Origin of the sequence: Ginsengibacter hankyongi (assembly GCF_008710285.1) — a bacterium.
Classification (GTDB): Bacteria; Bacteroidota; Bacteroidia; order Chitinophagales; family Chitinophagaceae; genus Ginsengibacter; species Ginsengibacter hankyongi.
Genome location: NZ_VYQF01000001.1, coordinates 701123 through 724530 on the forward strand (window position 1 = coordinate 701123; position 23408 = coordinate 724530).

The following is a 23408-nucleotide window of genomic DNA, read 5'->3' on the forward strand; positions in this document are numbered from 1 at the left end:
ATTTATTTATTTTTTATATGGCTCACCAGAGAGCCAAATTAAGAAAAGTTCAGATCGATCCATAATATTTTTTTCAAAACCATCGGCATCTATCTCATATCCAGAAGAGTCCACATTTAATATGCCAACCTTGATGTCATTTAGCACTTTAAATTCATAAGCACAAAGTAAAGCGCCAATTGACAATAACTTCCTCGAAAACGTCGAGATGACAATATCACATCCTTTAACAACTGCAAGTGTCTCATTGTAATCACGGATTGTTTGACATAGTGTTCGGTAAACTTCAAAAGGATTTTGCTCTGGCACGTATATAATATTTTGCCCTTCTATATTCAACTCATCAAATAGCAATTGATGATATTCAATCAGCAATGCGTCAGAGCGTCTTGGATCCCTTGACGGAAAAGGAAGTACAGGACAAATTTCATTAGGTTTAATTTTTTCGTAGGCTGCACTAATCTGGTAAGCGGTTCCTTCACCAAGGATGGGAAGCCAGATAGTTTGCTTTTTATCATAAGTTAGTTCAGACCCGCCTCTAAAGCCAAATACATAAGATAATTCCGAGTCCGGTTGGAATTCCTTGATGTGTGCATCGAGGGTAGCGTTTTCACATGTAATAATAAAAAAATTTTTATCCGAATCTTTATAGAATTGGTCCAACAAGGCCTGAATCTTACCTATTAGTGAAAAATAAATGCCACGGGGCAATGCGCTTATATCAACTACAACATCTGTATAATTAGCGAACAATGTGGGGTCATTAAATACATCTGCAATGTTTTGATCACCGACTCTTTTTCTCATTTTCCCTTCAGCACTCCACAGCTCAATTTTTTTAGGTGTGATTTTCCCTTCAGGTAAAAAATTGTAAAGAATATCAACGTTTTTTTTCACGAGCGGCTTATATTTTTTGGAAGACGAACTTCTGCCCTCATCATATCTTATCAATAAACATTCAATGTCAAGTGCAGGGCAATTATTCTTTAATAGTTGTATTCCTTTGTTCATTCTAATATCAAAGCCTTCACCCATTATATACAATAATTTCCTGCCACTTGAACCCTCAAAATATTCTCTCGCAAATGAAGAAATATCGTCATTACGCAAAAGAACATAGGGGTCCCATTTGAGAGTATGTTTTATTTTCTTGTCCATCGTAAGAGATCATCTGGTTTTCTAGTTCGCCAACCTCCATAGTTTAAAGGAAGACTAAACTTCACACATAACCAACGGTTGAGATAATAAACATTTTTTTTCTGTCCTTTTTTACCCTGCATAGTTTCCTTTACATGCAATAAATTAAAAGCAAGACAAGTATTCAATACAAGTTGCAAATCCTCAAATATTTCATTCGAAAGCCAATCTTCTTCATTAATTAGTTGAATAGTGCGAGAAGCGTCAATATAGAATCCAGTCACGCCAGGTGCATAGGGTGCCGTAGGCCTGAATGTTTCGGTAAAGCAGAATAAACAAAGATTTTCTAAAAAACGCATGATAAGTGCACTTTCCGGAATCATTTTTTGTAATTCACGCCATTTTTCATTAGCAATACGCCTGATTTCTTTATCCTGATCTTTAGCGGTTATAGACACATTTGTCATATTCAAATTCAAAGACAACATTCTTTCATAAAGTGGTGCGCCGAAACTTAGAAATTGTTCAATATTATTAGTAGAAATTCTGGCGAGCATACTCATACCAAAATAATAAGGAATGCCAAATTGTTTACTTAAAAATAACCGTGCCGCAGTTATGATTTTTTCATCAGTTTTTTCTTCCATTTCCTGAATACTAAGAAAAAAATCCAATGCGAGTTCTGTTTTAGCGAGATTTCGATGAATTAGTATCTCCAGTTCTTTTGCTTTTTGGCAAATTTCCTGAGGAGTGCCATCTAAATTAAAAAGATAGTCTTTCCATAAATCGAATTTTTGCGTTTCGGCCGTAAGTGCAACAATATTTTTGAAAAGAGTTTCTTTTGCCTCCTGATAAATATCAGCAAGGTCTAATTCGTTTTGCAAATGCTCTAGGGAAAATTCGACGCCATCCCTGGATTCAGCTGCCCTTTTTATCGCAATATTGCTTAACAATTTTTCAAATTTAATTTCTCTATCCTTCCAGTAATTTTCCAAATTTAATTCTTCATAATCTCTGCCGCGGTTAGTTTTGAGGTTATTTAGGGCCTCTAACCTCTCGGAAAGCCATAGACTGACGTTGCTCCTGTTTGCAAGTAAATGAGAGATCAGAACGTCTCTTTGTCGGCTGGATAATTTATGAATATCATCGAGCATGAAAAGAATGCGTGTACATACAGGCCTGCCATCTACTTTAATGAATTCAGGGCGAAGTGATTCGAAAGAAAACACCTCATTATGCCCTTCAATCGAAGTTTGTGTCATTGGAAGAAAACTATCAAGTAGTTCGTAAATTGATCTCTCAATGCCTGATGCCCAGTCATAAAGCAATTGACCGTTGCAGGGGACCTCAATTCTCTTATAAAACAATTTGCTATTGGGATAGCAGAATTCAATCCTTGAAAGATCTTCCGGAAACTGAAGCCGTTTCAGCGAAAGAACCGAACGTAATGTCGCAGTTATTATCCGACTATTTAATAAAGAATAAAACAAACGTTCTCTATTACCAACATCGATCCCCGCAAAACTCTCAAGTAATTCATAATTCCTTGTGAATGTCAGATTTACACCGAGAACATGAATAGTATCATCGCTTACGACTTCAATCTTTTTTAACTTCTTGAAAACTTCTTTAAACTCGTCGCCTGACTTTCGGTTTTGTAATGTAAGAAGTGAATTTGGATCAAACAACCTCAACAAAGAACTTTTTCCCGCACCTGGAGAACTTCTTATAAAAAACAGTGTATCCCATAATTTGCCCTCAGCCTGTAACTCAATAAAAAAATCCAGTACCAATGGGCTATATAAGCGCAAAAATCCGGCGTCAGATTCTATGCTTTCTGATGCTCGTAACAAAAATGGGTTTCTTATTTTAATGCTCATTTTTCCCGATGTCTTGAAATTCTTGGAAATAAACCTTTATATTTTTTGTCTGCTGGCAACCAAAAAATGGCAATAGAATTATTTGGTGAATTATGATTTAGTACTAAGGGCAATCCACACTCATTAAAGCCTAAATATGGTAACTCATGCTTACCTTTTTTATAATGTTCATCCACAACAGTATCATCAAAATATCTTGAAATAAAGCTCATAATAGCTGCGTCTTCAATAATTTTATTCTTGGTCGTATCGTCTATTAGAAGTAAACAATTGACCGTACAAGGAAATTCAATACCATTTTCTTCTTTCCATTCTGTTATTCCCGCTGTTATATTATCGATTGCATCTGAGGTTGCTATATAGAATAAAATATGGACTTCAATTTTATCAAAATCAACTGCTGATTTAAATCCGCTGTTTTCTTCAAAAAATATTTTTTTAAAAATTTTTCCCAATTTACCTCTACCGCCGGATCTGCAAAAGGTTTTCCCACTCGCAGTAAAATCATCAATCAAAAAAATTGTTTTAAATTTAGCACCCGGCACATCCTTTTCTAAGTTATCCAACATGTCCTTTACTTTTTCAGGTGATATGTCATAAGTTGAAATCACCTGCTCATTGTTTAGATAGGCACCCCTTCTAAATTGATCAATTCTTGATCCGTCGCTTAAGCCAATAAACAACGACATCCGTAAATTATTTTCGTAAGCAAGATCGTTCAGTATTTTTGTAACTAAATATGAGGCTAATCGCTTTTCAGCCGCTGTTTTTTTAATTAACAAGGGATTTACTTTTTCGGAAAAGAGGATATCAACCAAATGAGCCATTTGCTCACTGGAAACAAAAATAAGATGTTCCCTTACTAACTTATAAGCGCTTTTTTTATCTTCAAGGCTATTAAATTGCTGCAACCATTTTACTAGACTTTCAAGAAACCTTGTTCCAGGGGCGAATTGTTGATATTCGTTCCATTTTAGATTAGCCATAGCCTGAAGCAAAGGGCGCTCACAGTCTATTTCGTCCGGCGTCCATTCCATAATCTTAGTTAGTAAGGTTTCTGCTAATGTAGTTCTCATAAATCAGTTAATGTAAAGTATCCCTTCTTCATTTTTAGTTTACCAAATAAATATGAAACTGCCTTTTCATCCCTTAAGCCAGGCGGAAACATATTCCAGCCTGTTTTAGGAAAAGAGGAAACTTCGCCCACACTTAATGCATATTCGTTGGCCAATAATTCATAGTCGTTGCCCGGCCATTGACCCTTATCTCCAATACATAAAGCTTCAACGGGCAAACCTAGGGATTTACATAGTTTACGGCAATGGTTGAGCATATGGTTTTTGGAAGCAATTTTGCGAGGTATGATGTCTATCGAATGCGAAGATTCAACCATGGTGATATCGCTTAAATCAAGCAACATTATTTCATTAAGTAAGATTTCTTTTAAGGAATTCCATTCCTCGGTCGTCTTTGAACCTAAAGTAAGTTGATTCGGACTTTCATCAGGGTTTATTCCAATTTTAATAAGTTGATTTTTAACAACCACTAAGGAAGGATGCATATGATTACTTTTATTAGGATGTTTCGCGTTTGATAAAGGCGCGATATCACTGCCATTATAATATCCAACCATCACATTCTTCATAAGTTCAGGATCGTTGTTAAATGCTCTCTCCAAATCCTCCCGTAAAGATTTTCCTCTGCCTGATACAATGCCCAGAACAAAACCTTTTTTTACAAAATTTATCAACAAAGATTTGATCTCATCATTCAGACCGACGAAGCGGTTAGCTGATGAACATAACGTTCCATCGTAATCGAAGATTAAACTTCCAAATTTTGTAACACTGATTTTTTTTATAAAGTTTAAGTAATGCTTTTCCCAATCCTTCAGTTGTTCATGCGAAAGGTCCGACAGCTTGGTCACTTTAGCTTTTCTAACAATGGCTACATCTTTTGTACTTAGGCCTTGATTCGAAATTAACTTCTCGTACCTTAAATGATATATTTTCGAACCATAATCGGGTACGCCAGGCCGACCAGGATCTATGCCTTGTTTTATACCATAAAGCCCTATTAATTCCATTGATTGAAGCAATAACTCAATAGTGCCGTCAAAATTTTCGAGATGACTATTAAATACAAGTTTTGGAATTCCTTCGGGTAGTAGTTGCAATGTTTTAAGACAAAGCTTTTCATCGGCAGGGCATGTCAATGCGATGATTGCTGAGTCCTTCTTTTTATCAAACCATTGATGACGACCATGGGCAAAATGGCGGTAATCACTTACAAGAGACGGAGCTAAGCCGGCTTCTGAAAATTTGGATTCCAGGTCGACCGCGACCGCATGGTGAAAAGACCCATATAGAATAGTAAAGCAGGTATTGTGTCCTATTCGTTTTATGAAATCTATATAGAAAGTCTTGTGAAGAGGTTGAAATTCATTTTGCATAAACTGGTTAGTAATTGATCTAAACAAAATGACAAAAAATGCAATCAAGGAATTTGTGGCCAGAAAACCATCTTTCCCGTAAGGTGGTTCAAATTCAAAAGTAGTGCAGCATGAATAATTTTCTGATAGAGCTGCCAATTTACTTTTTTTTCTCATGCAGATGTTGACAATTGAAATCGGTTCACTTTCAATTGCTTTTTTAAATGCAAATAAAATGTCAGTATTTCTTCCGCTTGCACTAATAAAAACTAAGTTACTTTTTCTAATAGTGGATTTAGCATAGAATAATTCCAAAGGAGTGATCGCTTTGGCAAAAATGCCTTTGGCTGTTAGAAGATCAGCAGCATACACACAGGCACTGAATGATCCTCCTGATCCTACTATATAGACAGGATGATGAAATTTATTAACTATTTCAGCAAGCTTTGCTAGGTTTAATTTTTTTGCCCATTCTATTGTTTCAGGCAGCTTTCTAATTTCCTTTATAAACGGTTTTCCCATAAAGATTAAAAGTATAACATTAAGCTAAATAATTAATGGAATAATACTAATTTATTTAGTATGTTTATAAAAATAAATCCCCAAAAAAATAAAGTCGGTCAAAATAATGTCCGTTTTTATGATGCGTATTCGTACTGCCGGCATAATGTCCCCCGTGGCTTTTGGTATGGTACCCTCCGCCGTAATATGGGTGCCTTGTTTGCCCAAAACTCATGGCAGTAATAAACATCATCGCTGCCAATAGCATTAGCTTTTTCATTTTATAATTTTTTATGTAACAAATCATCACCTTCCCGGTAATACGGGATGTATTGTTTAAACAAGAAACACAGGGGAAGGAATTACAGTTAGAACTATAAATCTACACATTATCACTTAAAAATGAAATAATTAATTCAACTGCAAAGACTCAGGTGGTATACTAACAAAGCACTCCCGCCGTTATAATTATACACCCCTCACAATAAACTTCCCCAACCCTTCGTTACTTCCCGATATGGCCTGCGGGCATCGTCGTTTGAAAGGTGTATGATAGTTTTTCGGTACTTCTTCGGTAGTTGTTCGGTCGCAATAACCGAATAACTAATATCCTTCTTCCGCCTGTCTTTTGTAAAAGGCAGGGCACAGGCAGGTACTAAGGGTATAAGATGCAATAATAACAGAGATATTAATGAAGGATAAAGATTGATTTTATATAATTTAAAAATAAAAAATTATGGCAACAATTCCTAACGGCATCCTGGGCGGCATACAAGGCCGGGTGGGTACTGTAACCGGCTATAACAGGTATGGCATAGACGTAATTCGCTCTGCAAAAAACAGGGGCACGGTAAAACCTACGGCAAAAAGACTGGCCCAGCGCAGCAAGATTACCGTATGTAATGCTTTTGCAAAAGCATTTGCCGGCAAAGGCTTTTTTACCAAAACATTCCCGGCCTTTGGCCATACCGGCTCCGGCTATAACCGTGCGGTAAGTGCACTCATGAGCCTGGCGCTGGTACCTTCGGAAGATGGCGTAACTATCAGCTACCCGCTGGTATTGATATCAAAAGGTACGCTGCCGCCTGCGCTGAACGCGGTAGCTGCAGCAACGGATGCAGGTAATATACAATTCACCTGGACGGATAATACCGGCACGGGTACTTCCAAAAAAACAGACAAGGCCATACTGGTTGCTTACTTCCCCGCAACAAACGAAGTAGTATACAGCTTTGACGCAGGAACAAGACAATCCGGCAATGCAATTCTTGAAAATCCCAACAGGCAAGGGCAGCTTGCTGAAACATGGATGGGCTATTTAAGCAATGACGAAGACGACGCAGCCTGCAGTGTGTATACAGGGAGTTTGGTGTTGTAATATAAGGTTGTGCAGACTACATAGTTTACTACCGCATTCGAAGCGCTACAATTTTTTCATCAATAAGAACAATTCTCTTCCAACGATTGAACGATCCAAAAGCTTTGCGATTTTGATGCGGAATTCTTTTTCGGGTATAAAATCCTGGTGCGGTACCAAACGGGCAGCATAGCTCTTATACTTGTCAATCAAATTTTTTACAGTAATCTTTCTTTGGTCACGGGGAGTTTTAAGTACCCGGTGGGCAAGGGCCTCGCAGAAGTAGAGCAGAAATCTTTTTCCATATCTTTCCAAAACCTGCTTTATTTTTTCGTTCTTGCCTCCCTGCTCAATTATAAATTCAAGGAACTTATCAAATGCCTGCTGGTAGGCTTCACCGTTAGTTACCTTTGAGACACTGTTGTGAATCCTGTATTTAAAAGTGACGTCAAAAGAAGTGGCTTTGTAAGACAGGCCCATGAGGCCAATCCAAAGTGCAAAATCAGCAAAGATCAGATTATTGTAGACGGGGTTAATGCCGCCAAAATCGTCATAATCCCCGGAGCGCATCATATAGCCTGTTCCGGTGCTTTCAATAAGATTACACATATAAAGCGCCAGGAACTCATGCGCCTGCTGAACTTCATCCATCGGAAGGCAATTACGCAATATCTTACCGTCTCCATCAATGTAATGATAGTGGCTTTGGTACAGGCTTGCGTTGGGATGTTTTTGAATAAGATCAGCCATTACCTGCAGGTAATTTGTATTCAAAATATCGTCGTGGCCTATTAACGTAATGAATTCATTCTTTGGGACCGACTTTATTCTTGCCCAATTCTCTTCTATCGATAAAGGTTTTTCTGATTGATGTATAACAATCCTAGGATCGTTCAGCGATTGAAGCCATTCCAATGTACCATCAGTACTGCAATTATCAAGCACTATCAAATTAAAATCCTGCAGCGATTGTGACAGAATGCTATCAACACATTCTTTTGCATATACGCCGCCGTTCTTTACTGGTAATATAATGCTGAATTTCATTCTAAAAATTTCAGAACTAATAAAATCAACGATGGTATTTGATTAAAAATAGCGGTTTTTTAAGAAGAAACCCTATTTGCATAAGTTGAAACTTCGGGGAAACCGGCTTCATAAAGGAAAGGCTCATAATCTTATGCGAGAAATCATTGATGTCCTGAAGTGTTTCCTGGTTGTAATTTTTATAAGTAAAATATTTTTTTAGAATAAAATAGTTGTTCAGGAACCAATTATGGAGATGTTTCTCCAGCGCATTTATGCCATTCTTTTTATAAGAACTTATATCAAAATGAGACGTGACAAACTGGTAAAAACCAACGCATCCTTTGTAATACAAATCAAAATGGCTTTTTGAAAAATTTTGATCGTGAGACGAAAGAGAGCCGTAGACATTGTTTATAAATACGCCGCCCCTGTCTTTACCACACAAAACCAATAAGGCATGATCGGCAAAATGCGGGCTCCCAAAATCGGGTATACCACCAAATCCTTTAACAGTGGCTGTTTCCAATATACAACTTGACCATAAAATTGTTTCAGTTTTACCGGGATCTAACAACTCAAATACATAATTTTCCTTCTCAAATATTTCTACCTGTTTACCCGGGACATTTTTCCTTTTACAACCAAGATAAGCGGGATAACCGGGATGTAAATCGATAATACCCTTAAATTCTTTGAGCATATTCTTGTCAACATGATCGTCGTCAGTAAGCATCACAATATAAGGGGTCGTAGCCTTTTCGATAGCCCTGTTGAAACTTAGGATCATTCCCAGGTTTCGCTCATTATGGTAATACAAGAATCTATTATCATTAAATTCTCTTACAATTCCTTCAGCGCTTGCTTCAGGATCATTGTCGCAAATCACTACATTAAAGTTTGGAAGCGTTTGTTGAGAAAGAGAATTTAATTGTTCTTTTAAAAAGCCGGGGCGCTTATAAGTACTTATGCAAAAGGTAACCCATGCCTGACTTTCCTGTACTCGTGCCATTATTTTACTCTTTTTAAATAACCTTCAGGGTTCACACTTATCAACAGCTTATTATCTATTGCTTTATCAACAATAAAATCATCGTTATTTTTTAGAAATTCATGAACGGCGGTTTTAGGATTGTTTCCAACTCCCCAGAACCTGTTGGGCAGGTAACTTTCGGGCAAATCTTCAACTATTGTATCGAAAACCACGATATAAGAACCCGGCGTTACAAACGGCGCATACAAATTTAATTCAGCCAAAACATGCTCATGTGTATGATTGGAATCAAGGCACACCATAACAGCTTGCCTGCCTTCAGCAAATGGTTTTACCCTGCTAACCATTTCTTCGGTTATTGAAGAACCTTCCAGCATGTGTATTCTTTTATACATCGGATGTTCCTCAATCTTCCTTTTGTTATGTTCTCTTATATCAATATCGATGCCGAGCACTTCGCCCTTTCCTATTAATTCTAACAATGATGCGTAGTAAATGATGGAGCCACCATGCGCAATGCCGGTTTCAATAATAAGATCAGGTCTTATTTCCCAGATTAATTCCTGCATGGCTATCATATCCTGCGGATATTGAATGATAGGTCTTCCCATCCACGTAAAGTTGTAGGAATACTTTGCACGATTCGATTCAACATTGAAGGCATGGGCCGCTTCCTTAAGCGCAACATTTTCACCATTCGCTTTAATCAGTTGCACCTTTTCTTCTTCAAATTCCCGGATAGGATCTTTCATTAATTATTTTTTTAAGTTTAGCATCATCACCCCAGAATGACATTGCTTCGTAATCGGTGTATGGATAATACCCGAGATTTAATTTTATTTCCTGTTTATTATCTTTTAAATAATTTTCAACAAGCTGTTTCACCTTCATAGGTTTCCCGCTACAACAATTAATAATACCGGAAATTGTATTTTGAAGTGCAATGCTAACAATATATTCTGCGACTTTTTCTACCGGCAAATAATCCCTCTCCTGCTCTCCGCCACTCATATTAAATTCTTTATCTCCCTTTTGTAAAGCTGTTTGCAACTGCGAAAGTAAAGAACTGGGATTTTGCCCCTCACCGTACATGTAAAACAACCGGATCCATTTACAATCAAACGGGTACTTTTTTTTAAGTTCAAATAAAAATTTGCGCAGTGTGTCTTTCGCCAACGCGTATGCGTTTTGCGGATCGGGTATCATATCTTCCGATAAACATCCTTCCCTCATTCCATATTCAAAACAGGTGCCGGTTACAACTACATTGTTCAAACCATTCATCACCATATTTTTTAAAAAAGAATAGTGAGCCATTAAATTATCTTCAAAATGAAAGAGTGATTTATAATTTGGTAATCCCTGCCAGGCAAGATGTATCAACAAATCAGGACTGCCAAGTTGAGCAAAATAATTTTGAGTTAAATCGGGGTTATCAATATCGAGAAATGTGTATTCCAGTTTATCCCCGTTGCTTTTTAAATCAACTTTTCTTGTTGCAGCAATAACCTGGTGATTGTATTTTAATAACTCGTTAATTACATGCCTGCCCACAAAACCCATTGCACCTGTAACTAAAATTTTCATTTTACAATATTTCAGTTTCGGGAATTGGAATTACAAATCTTCCGCCCCACTCTTTTATATAGCTCAGTTGGCTGGTTATTTCAGATTTTAAATTCCATGGAAGTATGATTACAAAATCCGGCTTCGCTTTAATTATTTCGCTTTCATTTACGACGGGAATATGACTTGCCGGTAAAAATTTATTCTGCTTATGCGGGTTGGCATCAACCACAAAATCTATCAGGTCATTTTTTACGCCGCAGTAATTTAATAAAGTATTTCCTTTAGCTGCGGCGCCATAGGCAACTACTTTCTTGTTTTGCTTTTTCTGCTCAATTAAAAATTCCAGCAATTGGATTTTAGCATTAAAGGCTTTTTGTGTAAACCCGCTATAGTATTCAATTTTGTTTATTCCAAAATTCAATTCTTTATCCAGCAAAGTCTTAACATTTTCAGTAATCGCTTGCTGGTTATTTTCAGCATGTGTTGCATAAATTCTTAATGAGCCACCATGGGTTGGCAGTTCTTCCACATCAGAAAGTTTAAGCCCCGCGGATTCAAATATTTGTTTAACGGTATAAAAAGACAAGTAAGAAAAGTGCTCGTGGTAAATAGTATCGAACTGGTTATTATTGATCAATTGAACCAAATGCGGAAATTCCATCGTAATGATCCCATCTTCTTTCAAAAGAATTTTCATTCCACCCACGAAATCAACAATATCAGGAACATGAGCTAAAACATTATTACCTAAAAGCAAATCTGCTTTCTTATTTTTCGATGAAAGTTCTTTTGCTAACCGCACTCCAAAAAAATCAATGATAGTTTCAATGCCTTTATCAATAGCTACTTTTGCAGTGTTTGCTGTTGGTTCAATGCCCAGCACGGGTATGTTTTTTTCTTTAAAGTATTGCAGCAAATAACCATCATTGCTGGCAATCTCTATAACAGAAGACGTTGAATTAAGGGCAAATCGTTCCACCATCTTTTGCACGTATGCTTTGCTGTGAGCCAGCCAGTCTTTTGAATAAGAAGAAAAATAGGCATATTCTTTATTGAAAATTGCATCCGATTTTTTGTATTCATCTACCTGTACTAAAAAACAATGGGTGCAGGTGTATACCTTTAAGGGATAAAATACTTCCGGCTCATTCAATTCTTCTTTGGTTAAAAAAGAATTGGAAGCAGGCGAATTATTCAGATCAATAAATACATGCTCTAAAGGAGCTTTACAAAATCTACAGTTCATTATAAATATTTAATCCTTCAAAATTTTTATCAAGCAATGGATGATTGCCATCCCTTTCTGAAACATTCTTTGCAGGCAACGGCCATTTGATTCCAACCATTTTATCATCGTACTTTATGCCGCCTTCAACTCCCGGCTTATAGTATTCGGAATGGTTATAGATTAACTGGCAATCGTCAGTCAATGTTTGAAAACCATGCGCAAATCCTTCCGGTATATAAATCATTCTTTTGTTTTCTGCGGATAATTCAATACCAATCCATTTTAAAAAAGTTTCAGAATTTCTTCGCAGGTCAACAATAACATCAAATACTTTGCCTGCAATACATCTTATTAATTTTATTTCCGAAAAAGGGGGTTGCTGGTAATGCATTCCCCTTATAGTTCCTGCATTATTTGTAAATGAATGATTCATTTGCACCCATTCTTTTGAGTGTCCTATTTCAGCAAATTCATTTTTACAAAATGTTCTTACAAACCATCCCCTTTCATCTTCAATAGGAAAAATATCAATCTCGTAACTTCCTTCTAATCCGGTTGGAATAAATTTCATATCGACTGGTATTTTCTTATTTGCTGCAAAGTAAAATCATATAAGTTGTTTTTCTTTTGACTGTACCAGTCGATCGTCCATTTAATAGCCAGCTTACTATCCAGTTTCGGCTGCCAGTTCAGGTCTTTTTTTGCAAGGTTAATATCTAATTTTAAAATACCGGCTTCGTGCGGCTGATCCATATCAGAAACGTCTAACCATTCCCCGCTTTCCCAGCAATCGATGGCAATTTTTACCAGGTCTTTTACCTTTAAGTGATCCTGTATCTCCGGGCCAAAATTATACGCACGGGCTAAGTTTTCGTTTTCATTTAAAATACCTGCCGCTAAAAGATAACCTCCAAGTGGTTCCAAAACATGCTGCCACGGCCTGACAGCATACGGGTTTCTTACGGGGATTTTCTTTCCTTCCTTCAGGTGCTTCACAATATCCGGAACAATTCTATCCTCATTCCAGTCACCACCGCCAATTACATTTCCTGCTCTCGCACTTGCAATTGTTTTTTGATGTTCTCCAAACTTATCTATATTAAAAAACGATTTTGAAAAAGATTGAACTACGATTTCAGTGCATGCTTTACTGGCACTATAGGGATCATGCCCACCCAACCTGTCGGTCTCAATAAATGGAATTTGCTCTTCTTTATTCTCGTATACTTTATCCGTGGTAATAATTATCGCGGTGCACTTATGTTGCAAGGAAATCATTGACTCCAAAACATTGGCAGTTCCCACAACATTTACATCAAATGTTTCAGCGGGTATATTATAAGAACGGCGCACGAGGGCCTGCGCTGCAAAATGAAATATGAAATCGGGCTTAAAATCTGCTATTTCTTTTTCAAGTCCACCTTTATCCCTGATATCTGCAATTACGCTTGTATGTGGCACGTGGGGAGCAATAATATTGTAAATCGACTCCCCGTTTCCGGGAGCAAGTGCATAGCCTTTTATTTCTGCGCCCAGGGTATGTAACCAGGTAATAAACCATGCGCCTTTGAAGCCGGTATGGCCGGTAACAAATATTCTTTTTCCCTTATAGAATTTTTCGAATGTAATTTGATTCACCAAACTTTCCATTGAGCCTGATTATTTTTCCAAAGATCTTCCAATTCAATTTTATCTCTTAAAGCATCCATACACTTCCAGAAACCGCGATGCCGGTAAGCGACCAGTTGATTATCATTTGCGAGGGTTTCCAGTGGTTCATCTTCCCACATCATATCAGCAACATCACCCTTTAAATAATTAAAAACCTCCGGCTTTAAAACAAAGAAACCGCCATTGATCCATTTGCTTTCATCTTTTGCTTTTTCGCGGAACGATAAAACTTCTCCATCCGGCCCTACGTCCATTCCACCAAACCTGGCATCCATTTGAACAGAAGTAACGGTGGCAATTTTATTATGGCTTTTATGAAAAGCCAAAAGCTCTTTCAGATTTACATCACAAACCCCATCGCCATAGGTAAGCATAAAATCTTCATCACCTATGTATTTTTGAACTTGTTTCAGTCTTCCTGCAGTTTTGGTATTTAGCCCCGTTTCAACCAGGGTGACCTTAAATGCTTCAGTATTTGTATCGTGAATTTCTATATTATTACTTCCCAATTCTATGGTTATATCAGAATTATGCAAAAAATAATGCATAAAATATTCTTTAATAACGTATCCTTTATAACCAAGACAAATGACAAATTCATTAAATCCGAAATGATTATAAATCTTCATAATGTGCCACAGGATTGGCTTCCCGCCAATTTCTACCATTGGCTTGGGTCTTGCATCAGTTTCCTCACTAATACGTGTTCCGAGTCCGCCAGCGAAGATTACAACTTTCATAAATCACTTTTATAAGATTCAAAAATATTATATAAGGTCAGATTTATACTAATTAAATATTTACCGGAAATTAATTGACCAGCAAAGTACCTGAAGAAATTTTGTTAAGAAATAGTCCCAATGCTTTTTCTTTTGCATCGTTTAATTCAAAGCTTATATATTTAGTATAATAATCAATAAGATTAAACTCCGAAAACGGATTCTCTTCAACAATTGTTTCAATTTTATGAAGTCCTGCACTATTAGCTTCATTAAAAGAATCTATAAAATCTGTATCTAACTTTTTATTACTTACCCATGCAGCAAATACGAATGGTAATCCCGTAAATTTTTTCCACTCGAGACCAAGGTCATATATGTAAGGGGAAACCTTTCTCTGTTCCAGCGCCCTGTCGCCAATTACCAGCGCTGCGGTGGTGCCTGATATTTGAGACCGGTATTCCCCTGTTGTTTCCTCTATAACGGGATCAATTTTCCAGGATTCTTTAATGAGTATTTTTAATAGTTCAACAGAGGTCCTGCTTTGGTAGTCTAATAATATCTTTTCGATCTTATCGAGCGGAACTTCACTAAACAGGCAAACACTGGCGACTGCTCCGTCGCAGCTAATACAATAATTGGAAATGATATAATGTTCCTTCATTTCAGGAATGATGGCCACCGGCACGAGGCCCACATCAATTTTATCTTCCAGGAGCATTGAAGCAATTTTTGAAGGAAAGTCTATGTTTAAGTCAACGCTATCAGCCATCATGCCATGTTCAAATCCGTATACCAGGGGTTTTGTATTAAGGTAACTAACGGCTCCAACCCTTATTTTTCTTTGCAAACCTATTACTTTAAATTTGCGGCAAATTTAGTGCAATGAAAATGATTAAAAGATCAATTTTTTGCATTCATTCAATCTATCTACATGCAACTTCAGCCACTTACTGCCATTTCACCCATTGACGGAAGATACAGGAAACAACTTCAGCATCTTGATGAATATTTTTCAGAATACGCATTGATCAAATACAGGGTTAAAGTGGAAATTGCGTATTTTATTTTTTTGGCTGAAAATAGATTTTTCAAGATCACTCCTGTCTTAAAAAAACAATTAAACAGGGCTCATGAAGATTTTTCAATAGAAGATGCGGAAAAGATTAAAGCCACGGAAAGCATTACCAATCATGATGTAAAAGCGGTTGAGTATTTTTTGAAAGAAAAGCTGGAACAACTCGGCGCAGGAAATTTGCAGGAATGGATACATTTTGGATTAACATCGCAGGATATCAACAACACTTCCATACCGCTTCTGTGGAAAGATGTGGTGGAATTTGAATACCTGCCCGCAGTCATAAACCTGCAACACGAATTATTAAATCTTTCAAAAGAATGGAAGAATATCCCAATGCTTGCAAAAACGCACGGGCAACCGGCATCTCCTACCATTTTGGGGAAAGAAATTATGGTATTTGCGGAAAGAATAGAAAACCAAATTCAGCAATTTAGCTACATACCTTTTACCGGAAAATTTGGCGGGGCAACGGGAAATTTCAATGCTCACTATGCTGCCTACCCGAAAACAAACTGGATAGCTTTTGCCAATAAATTCCTGGAAGATAAATTGGGTATTCAACGCCAGCAATACACTACGCAAATAGAGCATTATGATTTGCTGGCTGCTCATTTCGATAATATAAAACGAATCAATACCATACTGACTGATCTCTGCCGCGATATGTGGAGTTACATAAGTATGGATTATTTCAAGCAACAAATTAAAAAGGGTGAAGTGGGCAGCAGCGCTATGCCCCACAAAGTAAATCCAATTGATTTTGAAAATGCCGAAGGGAATCTTGGAATTGCGAATGCTTTACTGGAGCACCTTTCAACAAAACTACCTATATCAAGACTGCAGCGTGACTTAACAGATTCCACTGTAATCCGGAACATAGGTGTACCAATTGCACATACGATTTTAGCAATTAAATCGTTAGAGAAAGGATTAAAAAAACTTATTTTAAATCAGCAAAAATTAGATGCTGACCTCGAGGACAACTGGGCAGTGGTTGCCGAAGCCATCCAGACAATTTTACGAAGGGAAAATTATCCGAAGCCTTACGAGGCATTGAAAGAGCTAACGCGGAACAATGAAAGGATCACGCAGGAAAGTCTTCATACATTTATAGACTCACTTAAAATAAAATCAGCAATAAAAAAAGAACTTAAATCGTTTACACCTTTTAATTATACCGGGTTTTGTGATTTTTAAAAAAAGTAACTAACTTGTTGCTAATATATGATGCAAAACTAACTACCTCCAGCCACGCTTATGAGAAAGATATTGTTTGGTTTCCTCCCTGTTTTTTTCACCCAATTAATATTTTCACAAGTTCCAAATTGCAACAACTGGCTGTCCACACCATCCTATGTATCCGCTGTGAACATTGGTAAATTAGCAGTACCCGGAAATCAACTCACTGTTGAAGCTACTATTTATCAGACAGCGGTTAATACGGCACTTGGCACCGCCGATATCGTTTCCAAACACACAGATCCGAGTGACGACAATTATTTGTTACGACCGGATTATTGTAGTATAACAACAACAAACGGATTCTACCAAACCGGGGATATTTGCAAAATAGAAGATAAGAAAGTTTATCATGTTGCGATGGTGTATGACGGGGCAACATTAAAATTTTACCGGAATGGATTTTTAATGAGCCAGCTTGCGGCCACCGGAAATTTAATTCAAAATAACCAGGATACCAGGATTGGATACTACGCCTACCAATGGTGGAATACACAATTTTTTGGTTACATTAATGAAGTAAGGATTTGGAACGTCGCAAGGACGCAAGCTCAGTTGAGAACCTACATGAATGCATCTCTACCTAATCCTTCAACACAGCCAGGATTGCTGGCCTATTATACTTTCGATAATTTACTTAACAAGCAGGGGAATCCAAGTTGGAATGGAGTTATACAGGGAAATGCAACAATTAACCAAACCCTACCGGATTGTAGCTTCATTGTCGATTCCTGTTCAATACCGGTAAGCTTACCCTATGTAATTAATGATTATACCGAAGTTTTGGGATTTAATATTTGCAAAAACGAACTTACAGTTGCAGACGCATCCAAATACAATGCTGGCGATACTGTGTTGCTGATTCAGATGAAGGGGGCCGTAATTGATTCCAGTAACACGGCAAATTTTGGAACAGTAACGAATTATAAAAATGCCGGGAATTACGAATACAATTATGTAAAACAAAAGACCGGAAACGTAATTCAACTTAAAAACCTGGTGACAAGACAATATGATATACCAACTGGAAAGGTGCAAATAATAAGGGTGCCTTACTTCGATAACTTAACAATAAATGATAAGCTAACTTGTTTGCAATGGGATGGAAGCAAAGGGGGCGTATTGGCATTTAATGTGAAGAATACTTTAACAATGAATGCGGATATTGACGTGAGCGGGAAAGGATTTATCGGGGGCCAGGTTATCAATCCAAAGAATAATAGCTTTTATTGCCACGAGAACAATTACTATTATCCAAATGATCCAATTAAGGCGGCACCTAAAGGTGAAGGAATTGCGATTTTATCGGATCAAAAAATATTTGGTAAGGGTGCTTTAAGTAATGGGGGCGGTGGTGGATTAGAACATAATTCCGGAGGAGGGGGCGGCAGTAACAGCTCCAATGGCGGACTTGGAGGAAAGGAATGGATTACATGCGGCCCACCAATTAATAATAATGGAATTGGAGGAAAACCTTTAAGCTATTCAGGCATTGCAAATAAGACATTTTTAGGTGGCGGAGGGGGTGCAGGGCATTGTGATAATATTCCGGGATTCAATCCTTTGGGAGGAAATGGCGGAGGTATTATTATAATTAAAACCAATTTTATAAAAACAAATGGAAATATAATTACTGCTGATGGCGCAGGTGGAGTTGAATGCTTTAGGGATGCCCAGGCGTATAAATGTCACGAAGGCATGGGCGGAGGTGGCGGAGGTGGTGCAATTTTGATCAACGCAAATAGCTTCCTGGATAACACAAGCATTCATGTTAATGGCGGTAAAGGCGCAGATATGAATGGCGAGATACAGGGACAGTTAGGGCCAGGAGGCGGAGGCGGAGGTGGAGTATGTTGGGTATCCAATGCAACTTTACCCGGTAATGTCGTAGTCACCCAAAACGGCGGCATAAATGGAGTAAATATTGATTTTGGAAATGATTCTTATGGCGCGACTGCTGGTCAAGCCGGCTCAAATCTATTCAACCTTAAAATCCCCGTCGATACTATTTTATTTAAACCAAACATAGATTCAGTAAGAATAAAAGATAGCGCTACCACATGTACCAGTTTCGATTTTAAAGGCCTTGGTTATACAAATACTGCTGCAATCAATTCCTGGAAATGGTCATTTGGGGATGGTGGCACAGATGTTCAACAGAACACCTCGCACACCTATGCTGCTGCCGGAACCTATACAGTAACATTGGTAGTAACGGATATAAACGGATGTAAAGACAGCATTACCCGGGATATATCTGCAAATAGAATGAGTTTTGATTTCTCTTTTGACCAGAATGTTTGTAATCCCCTATCTGTAAAGTTTACCAATATAGGTGCAGGAGCTGTGAATCCTTATTGGTCTTTCGGCGACGGAAGTAATATAACGGGCACGCTTATCCCAACTCATACTTATGCATCACCGGGAAATTATGTAGTAAAATTCAGCGTTCAAAACGGAGGTTGTGTTGATACTATCGCAAAAACAATTTCTCTTTCAATCATTCCTGCTGATATTATTATTACTCCTGACACAACCATTTGTATTAACAGTACAAAACAGTTAAGAACAGTTCCTTCTTTAAATTTTTGCTGGTCGCCGGTAACCTATTTGGATAATCCGCTTTCACCAAATCCTGTAACATCAACCCCGCAAAATATTACCTATTATTTTACAGCACAGGTTACCGGAACTAATGTAATCAATAACGGAAACTTTGATAATGGGAATACAGGATTTACGTCAGCATATAGTTTTGCCAATCCAAATGTTACGGAAGGTGAATATTTTGTAGGGAAAAATCCGCAGGCATGGAATGCTTCGATGAGCGCATGCGGTGACCATACAACCGGCAATGGAAATATGATGCTGGTTAACGGATCTCCTGCTGCCAACGTTAATGTATGGAAACAAACCGTTACTGTTATACCCAATACCAATTATGCATTTTCTACCTGGATTGAGGCCCTGTTTCCTCCAAATCCTGCGCAACTGAGCTTTTCAATAAACGGAATTGATATTGGAAATTTAATTACGGCATCCCTGCCAACCTGCACATGGACTCAATTTTTTACGACATGGAATTCAGGTAATAATACTTCAGCAACGATTTCAATAGTAAATAAAAATACTTTCGTTCAAGGCAATGATTTTGCGCTGGACGATATTTCTTTCGCCCCGGTGCTGGTGAAAAGAGATAGCGTAAAAATTAGCGTAAACACTCCTTTTATAAAATCTAATAATGACAGCACAGTTTGTTCAGGATCTACAATTCAGTTACAAACCTCAGGTGCCAATACTTATTCGTGGACTCCTTCAACCGGATTATCAAATACCGCTATTCCCAACCCGGTGGCTACGGTGAACAATACAATTGCTTACGTTGTAGCCGGTGTTAATAATTTTGGTTGTATTGCCAATGATACTGTGAACCTTACGGCACTTGCCCTACCCGTTATTATAAAAAGCAACGATACAGTAATTTGCAACAACACTTCTGTACAAATTTTCGCTTTCGGGGGAAATAGGTATTCCTGGTCACCTGCAGCTTCATTAAGCAATCCCGATATCCCAAACCCGGTTGCATCACCAGTATCAACTACTAAATACTTCGTGACGGTAACAGGCAATAATTCATGCTCGAATACGGATTCTGTGTTGGTAAAAATAAATCCGCCTGCTGTATTTTCTGTTTCGCCCAATTCCTCTGTATGTTTCAAAAGTTCAACTCAATTAGTAGCGTCAGGCGGTGATACCTATACGTGGACCCCCACAGATGGACTCGACAATTCAAATATCAGCAATCCCATGTCAACACCTGGTGCTACGACCACTTACACGGTAACCATTCATGAAAATACCTGTAATGAAACGAAAACTCTTTCGACTAATGTAACCGTATTGCCACTTCCCAATGTAAACGCAACCAGTTCCAATGATTTAACCTGTTCTTTAGGCTCCAGCCAGCTTACTGCAACCGGTGCAATAAATTATACATGGTCGCCTGCCACAGGATTAAACAATGCCGACATTGCAAATCCCGTTGCTACACCTGCTGTTACAACGGTATATGAAGTAACCGGTAAGGATGACAATGGCTGCACCAACGCTGATACCGTTACTGTTAAAGCAGATTTTAATATGAATGCTTTATATCTCCTGCCCAATTCGTTTACACCTAACGGTGATGGTATAAATGATTGTTTTGGAATAAAGTATTGGGGAGTAGTGCAGCAACTTGACTTTAGCATCTACAACAGGTTTGGCGAAAGAGTATTTCACACAAGCAACCCCGCTATATGCTGGGATGGCACTTATAAACAGCAACTGCAGGATGTGAATGTTTTCGTGTATGTTATATCCGCTAAAACAGCGTGTGGAGTTGTTAACAGGAAGGGGACAGTATCCTTACTCAGGTAATGTACTCCATGTTCTGGTCTTCTTTTAAGAGCCCAAACAGGTTCATTTCTTCGCCATATTCCATAAATGTTTGCTGCGGACGAAACCCGCATTTCAGTAAAACATTTTTGGAACCTTCGTTGTGCAATTCGGTTATGGCAGAAATTGAAAAAAACCTGTCCTGCTCAAATAGCCAGTTTATGCTTTCCTTTACAATTTCAGTGGCATATCCTTTGTGCCATTGATTCTTGATTAGCGAATATCCTATTTCAACGCCTGCCTTTTTATGATCCTTTTTAAAAAGAAGAAGCCCGATAAATTTATTACTCATCTTCTCCACGATAAAATATCTTCCGAAAGGATAATGGCTTCGGTATCGGTTTAACTGGTCTTCAAAAATGTGCCGTGTTTCTTCTAAAGTAAGTGCCGGCAGAATAAATTCTGTAATAGCCGGATCATTGTAAAGTTCATGCAATGCTTTTAAATCACGCGGTTGCCATTTGGTGGCATATAATCTTTTTGTTTCGAATATCATTAAACGTTATTTATGAATTTCACTTGTAAAATGAAACTCAATATCAGGATTATTGGTTCGCTCTGTATTGAGGAACCATTCGCTCTGGGCCAGGTAAACTATGTGCCCATCTTTATCTTCAGCAATATTGGAAGATTTAAATTTTATAAATTCCGCCAGCTTTTTTGGATCTTTTGAAGTAAGCCAGCAAGCCTTATAAAACGGAAGTGAATTTAATTGTACGGATGCACTGTATTCGTTCAGCAAACGATATTGTATTACTTCAAACTGCAGTTCGCCCACGCAACCTATTATCTTTTTATTGCCGCCAAACTGGGTAAATAACTGGGCCACCCCTTCATCGGTAAGCTGCAACAAGCCTTTCTCCAGTTGCTTTGTTTTCATTGGGTCTTTGTTCACTACCTCTTTAAATATCTCCGGTGAGAAAGAAGGAATTCCTGTAAAATAAAAATCCTCTCCTTCAGTAAGGGTATCGCCTATTTTAAAATTACCGGTATCAAATAAGCCAACTACATCACCGGGAAAAGCCGATTCGATAACGTCCTTATCTCTTGCTAAAAAACTATAAGGGTTACTGAACCTAACGTCTTTGTGTAAACGAACGTGATGAAAATATTTGTTGCGCTCAAACTTTCCGGCGCATACCCTTAAAAAAGCGATCCTGTCCCTGTGCCTCGGGTCAAGGTTGGCGTGAATTTTAAAAATAAAGCCGCTAAACTTATCTTCAGAAGGCTCTACAACCCTTGTAGTTACGGCCCGGTGCTGGGGTAACGGCGCAATTTGTATAAAGGTTTCCAGTAATTCTTTTACACCAAAATTGTTAATAGCACTTCCAAAAAATACAGGGGCAACCTTTCCCTGCAGGTAGGACTCCCGGTCGAAATCGCCATAAACACCTTCTAATAATTCCACATCTTCCCGTAACTGGGCAGCATCCTTCTCTCCTATTCTTACCGGTAAAATATCATCATTTAAATTTTCCAATGGAAGATAATCCTCTTCCGTTGCTTTCTGGTTTGGCTTAAATAACAAAAGGCTTTTATCATATAAATTATAAACCCCTTTAAAATCTCTTCCCATATTTATCGGCCAGCTTAAAGGATGTAACCTGATTTTTAATTCAGATTCTATTTCATCTAACAGGTCAAATGGGTTTTTACCATCACGGTCAAGCTTATTTACAAAAACAATAACCGGCGTATCACGCATGCGGCAAACTTCCACCAATCTTTTAGTTTGTTCTTCCACTCCTTTCACACAATCTATCACCAAAACAACACTGTCAACAGCAGTTAATGTTCTATAGGTATCTTCTGCAAAGTCTTTATGGCCGGGTGTATCCAAAAGATTTACCAAAGTATTTTTATATTCAAAGCTCATTACGGAGGTGGCAACAGAAATTCCTCTTTGCCTTTCTATCTCCATAAAATCGGAGGTTGCATGCTTCTTTATTTTGTTACTCTTTACAGCGCCTGCAGTTTGAATAGCGCCGCCAAACAACAAAAACTTTTCAGTCAATGTAGTTTTGCCCGCATCGGGATGTGATATAATTGCAAATGTTCTGCGCTTCTGTATTTCGTTCAGATATTTCATAAAGTGCGCAAAGGTAAGAATTGTGAGATTATAGTTTATGAGTTTAACG

General features: G+C 37.9%; 19 protein-coding genes. 3 read left to right on the top strand and 16 right to left on the bottom strand.

Going from position 1 to position 23408, the window contains the following annotated elements; genetic code table 11:
• Nucleotides 1-6: 6 nt before the first annotated feature.
• The 5 genes from FW778_RS02920 to FW778_RS02940 all read right to left on the bottom strand — a co-directional run bounded on the left by FW778_RS02920 (nt 7) and on the right by FW778_RS02940 (nt 6229).
• Complete coding sequence (locus tag FW778_RS02920) at nt 7-1158, bottom strand: hypothetical protein (RefSeq protein WP_150413095.1); 1152 nt, start codon at nt 1156-1158, stop codon at nt 7-9.
• Nucleotides 1143-3017, bottom strand: a complete 1875-nt coding sequence (locus FW778_RS02925) for an ORC-CDC6 family AAA ATPase (RefSeq protein WP_150413096.1) — start codon at nt 3015-3017, stop codon at nt 1143-1145. The genes FW778_RS02920 and FW778_RS02925 overlap by 16 nt, the downstream gene beginning before the upstream one ends.
• Complete coding sequence (locus FW778_RS02930; RefSeq protein ID WP_150413097.1) at nt 3014-4093, bottom strand: phosphoribosyltransferase-like protein; 1080 nt, start codon at nt 4091-4093, stop codon at nt 3014-3016. Before FW778_RS02930 ends, FW778_RS02925 begins: the two co-directional genes overlap by 4 nt.
• Nucleotides 4090-5970, bottom strand: a complete 1881-nt coding sequence (locus FW778_RS02935) for a hypothetical protein (protein WP_150413098.1) — start codon at nt 5968-5970, stop codon at nt 4090-4092. The genes FW778_RS02930 and FW778_RS02935 overlap by 4 nt, the downstream gene beginning before the upstream one ends.
• 64 nt (nt 5971-6034) lie before the next feature.
• Nucleotides 6035-6229, bottom strand: coding sequence for a hypothetical protein (locus FW778_RS02940; RefSeq protein WP_150413099.1), 195 nt, complete (start codon nt 6227-6229; stop codon nt 6035-6037).
• Between the two features lie 456 nt (nt 6230-6685).
• Here FW778_RS02940 and FW778_RS02945 point away from each other — a divergent pair, with 456 nt between their 5' ends.
• Nucleotides 6686-7327, top strand: coding sequence for a DUF6266 family protein (locus FW778_RS02945; RefSeq protein ID WP_150413100.1), 642 nt, complete (start codon nt 6686-6688; stop codon nt 7325-7327).
• Nucleotides 7328-7372: 45 nt separating this feature from the next.
• Here the strand turns inward: FW778_RS02945 and FW778_RS02950 are convergent, their stop codons facing one another.
• The 9 genes from FW778_RS02950 to FW778_RS02990 form a co-directional block, all read right to left on the bottom strand.
• On the bottom strand, nt 7373-8353 hold the full coding sequence (locus tag FW778_RS02950) for a glycosyltransferase (protein ID WP_150413101.1): 981 nt from the start codon (nt 8351-8353) through the stop codon (nt 7373-7375).
• A gap of 25 nt (nt 8354-8378) precedes the next feature.
• On the bottom strand, nt 8379-9344 hold the full coding sequence (locus FW778_RS02955; protein ID WP_150413102.1) for a glycosyltransferase family 2 protein: 966 nt from the start codon (nt 9342-9344) through the stop codon (nt 8379-8381).
• Entirely contained in the window at nt 9344-10078 is a 735-nt protein-coding gene (locus FW778_RS02960; RefSeq protein WP_150413103.1) for a cephalosporin hydroxylase family protein, read from the bottom strand. Before FW778_RS02960 ends, FW778_RS02955 begins: the two co-directional genes overlap by 1 nt.
• Nucleotides 10053-10913 (bottom strand): NAD-dependent epimerase/dehydratase family protein, encoded by an 861-nt coding sequence (locus tag FW778_RS02965; RefSeq protein ID WP_150413104.1) that lies wholly within the window; start codon nt 10911-10913, stop codon nt 10053-10055. Before FW778_RS02965 ends, FW778_RS02960 begins: the two co-directional genes overlap by 26 nt.
• A gap of 1 nt (nt 10914) precedes the next feature.
• Nucleotides 10915-12141, bottom strand: a complete 1227-nt coding sequence (locus FW778_RS02970) for a class I SAM-dependent methyltransferase (protein WP_150413105.1) — start codon at nt 12139-12141, stop codon at nt 10915-10917.
• Entirely contained in the window at nt 12131-12694 is a 564-nt protein-coding gene (gene rfbC, locus FW778_RS02975) for a dTDP-4-dehydrorhamnose 3,5-epimerase (RefSeq protein ID WP_150413106.1), read from the bottom strand. The genes FW778_RS02970 and rfbC overlap by 11 nt, the downstream gene beginning before the upstream one ends.
• On the bottom strand, nt 12691-13773 hold the full coding sequence (gene rfbG, locus FW778_RS02980; protein WP_150413107.1) for a CDP-glucose 4,6-dehydratase: 1083 nt from the start codon (nt 13771-13773) through the stop codon (nt 12691-12693). Before rfbG ends, rfbC begins: the two co-directional genes overlap by 4 nt.
• Nucleotides 13758-14534 carry a glucose-1-phosphate cytidylyltransferase gene (gene rfbF, locus FW778_RS02985; protein ID WP_150413108.1) on the bottom strand — a complete coding sequence of 259 codons (777 nt, stop codon included), beginning with the start codon at nt 14532-14534 and terminating at the stop codon, nt 13758-13760. Before rfbF ends, rfbG begins: the two co-directional genes overlap by 16 nt.
• 70 nt (nt 14535-14604) lie before the next feature.
• Nucleotides 14605-15363 (bottom strand): menaquinone biosynthetic enzyme MqnA/MqnD family protein, encoded by a 759-nt coding sequence (locus FW778_RS02990; protein WP_150413109.1) that lies wholly within the window; start codon nt 15361-15363, stop codon nt 14605-14607.
• 84 nt (nt 15364-15447) lie between these two features.
• Here FW778_RS02990 and purB point away from each other — a divergent pair, with 84 nt between their 5' ends.
• Together purB and FW778_RS03000 are read left to right on the top strand one after the other, a co-directional pair.
• Nucleotides 15448-16791 carry an adenylosuccinate lyase gene (gene purB, locus FW778_RS02995; protein ID WP_150413110.1) on the top strand — a complete coding sequence of 448 codons (1344 nt, stop codon included), beginning with the start codon at nt 15448-15450 and terminating at the stop codon, nt 16789-16791.
• Between the two features lie 60 nt (nt 16792-16851).
• A complete protein-coding gene (locus tag FW778_RS03000) occupies nt 16852-21252 on the top strand; it encodes a PKD domain-containing protein (protein ID WP_150413111.1) in 4401 nt (1466 codons plus the stop codon).
• Here the strand turns inward: FW778_RS03000 and FW778_RS03005 are convergent.
• Nucleotides 21245-21766, bottom strand: coding sequence for a GNAT family N-acetyltransferase (locus FW778_RS03005; RefSeq protein ID WP_150413112.1), 522 nt, complete (start codon nt 21764-21766; stop codon nt 21245-21247). The two genes, FW778_RS03000 and FW778_RS03005, sit on opposite strands and share 8 nt — an antisense overlap.
• A gap of 6 nt (nt 21767-21772) precedes the next feature.
• Nucleotides 21773-23359: a peptide chain release factor 3 gene (locus tag FW778_RS03010; RefSeq protein WP_150413113.1), complete on the bottom strand. Its 1587-nt coding sequence runs from the start codon at nt 23357-23359 to the stop codon at nt 21773-21775.
• Between the last annotated feature and the right edge of the window lie 49 nt (nt 23360-23408).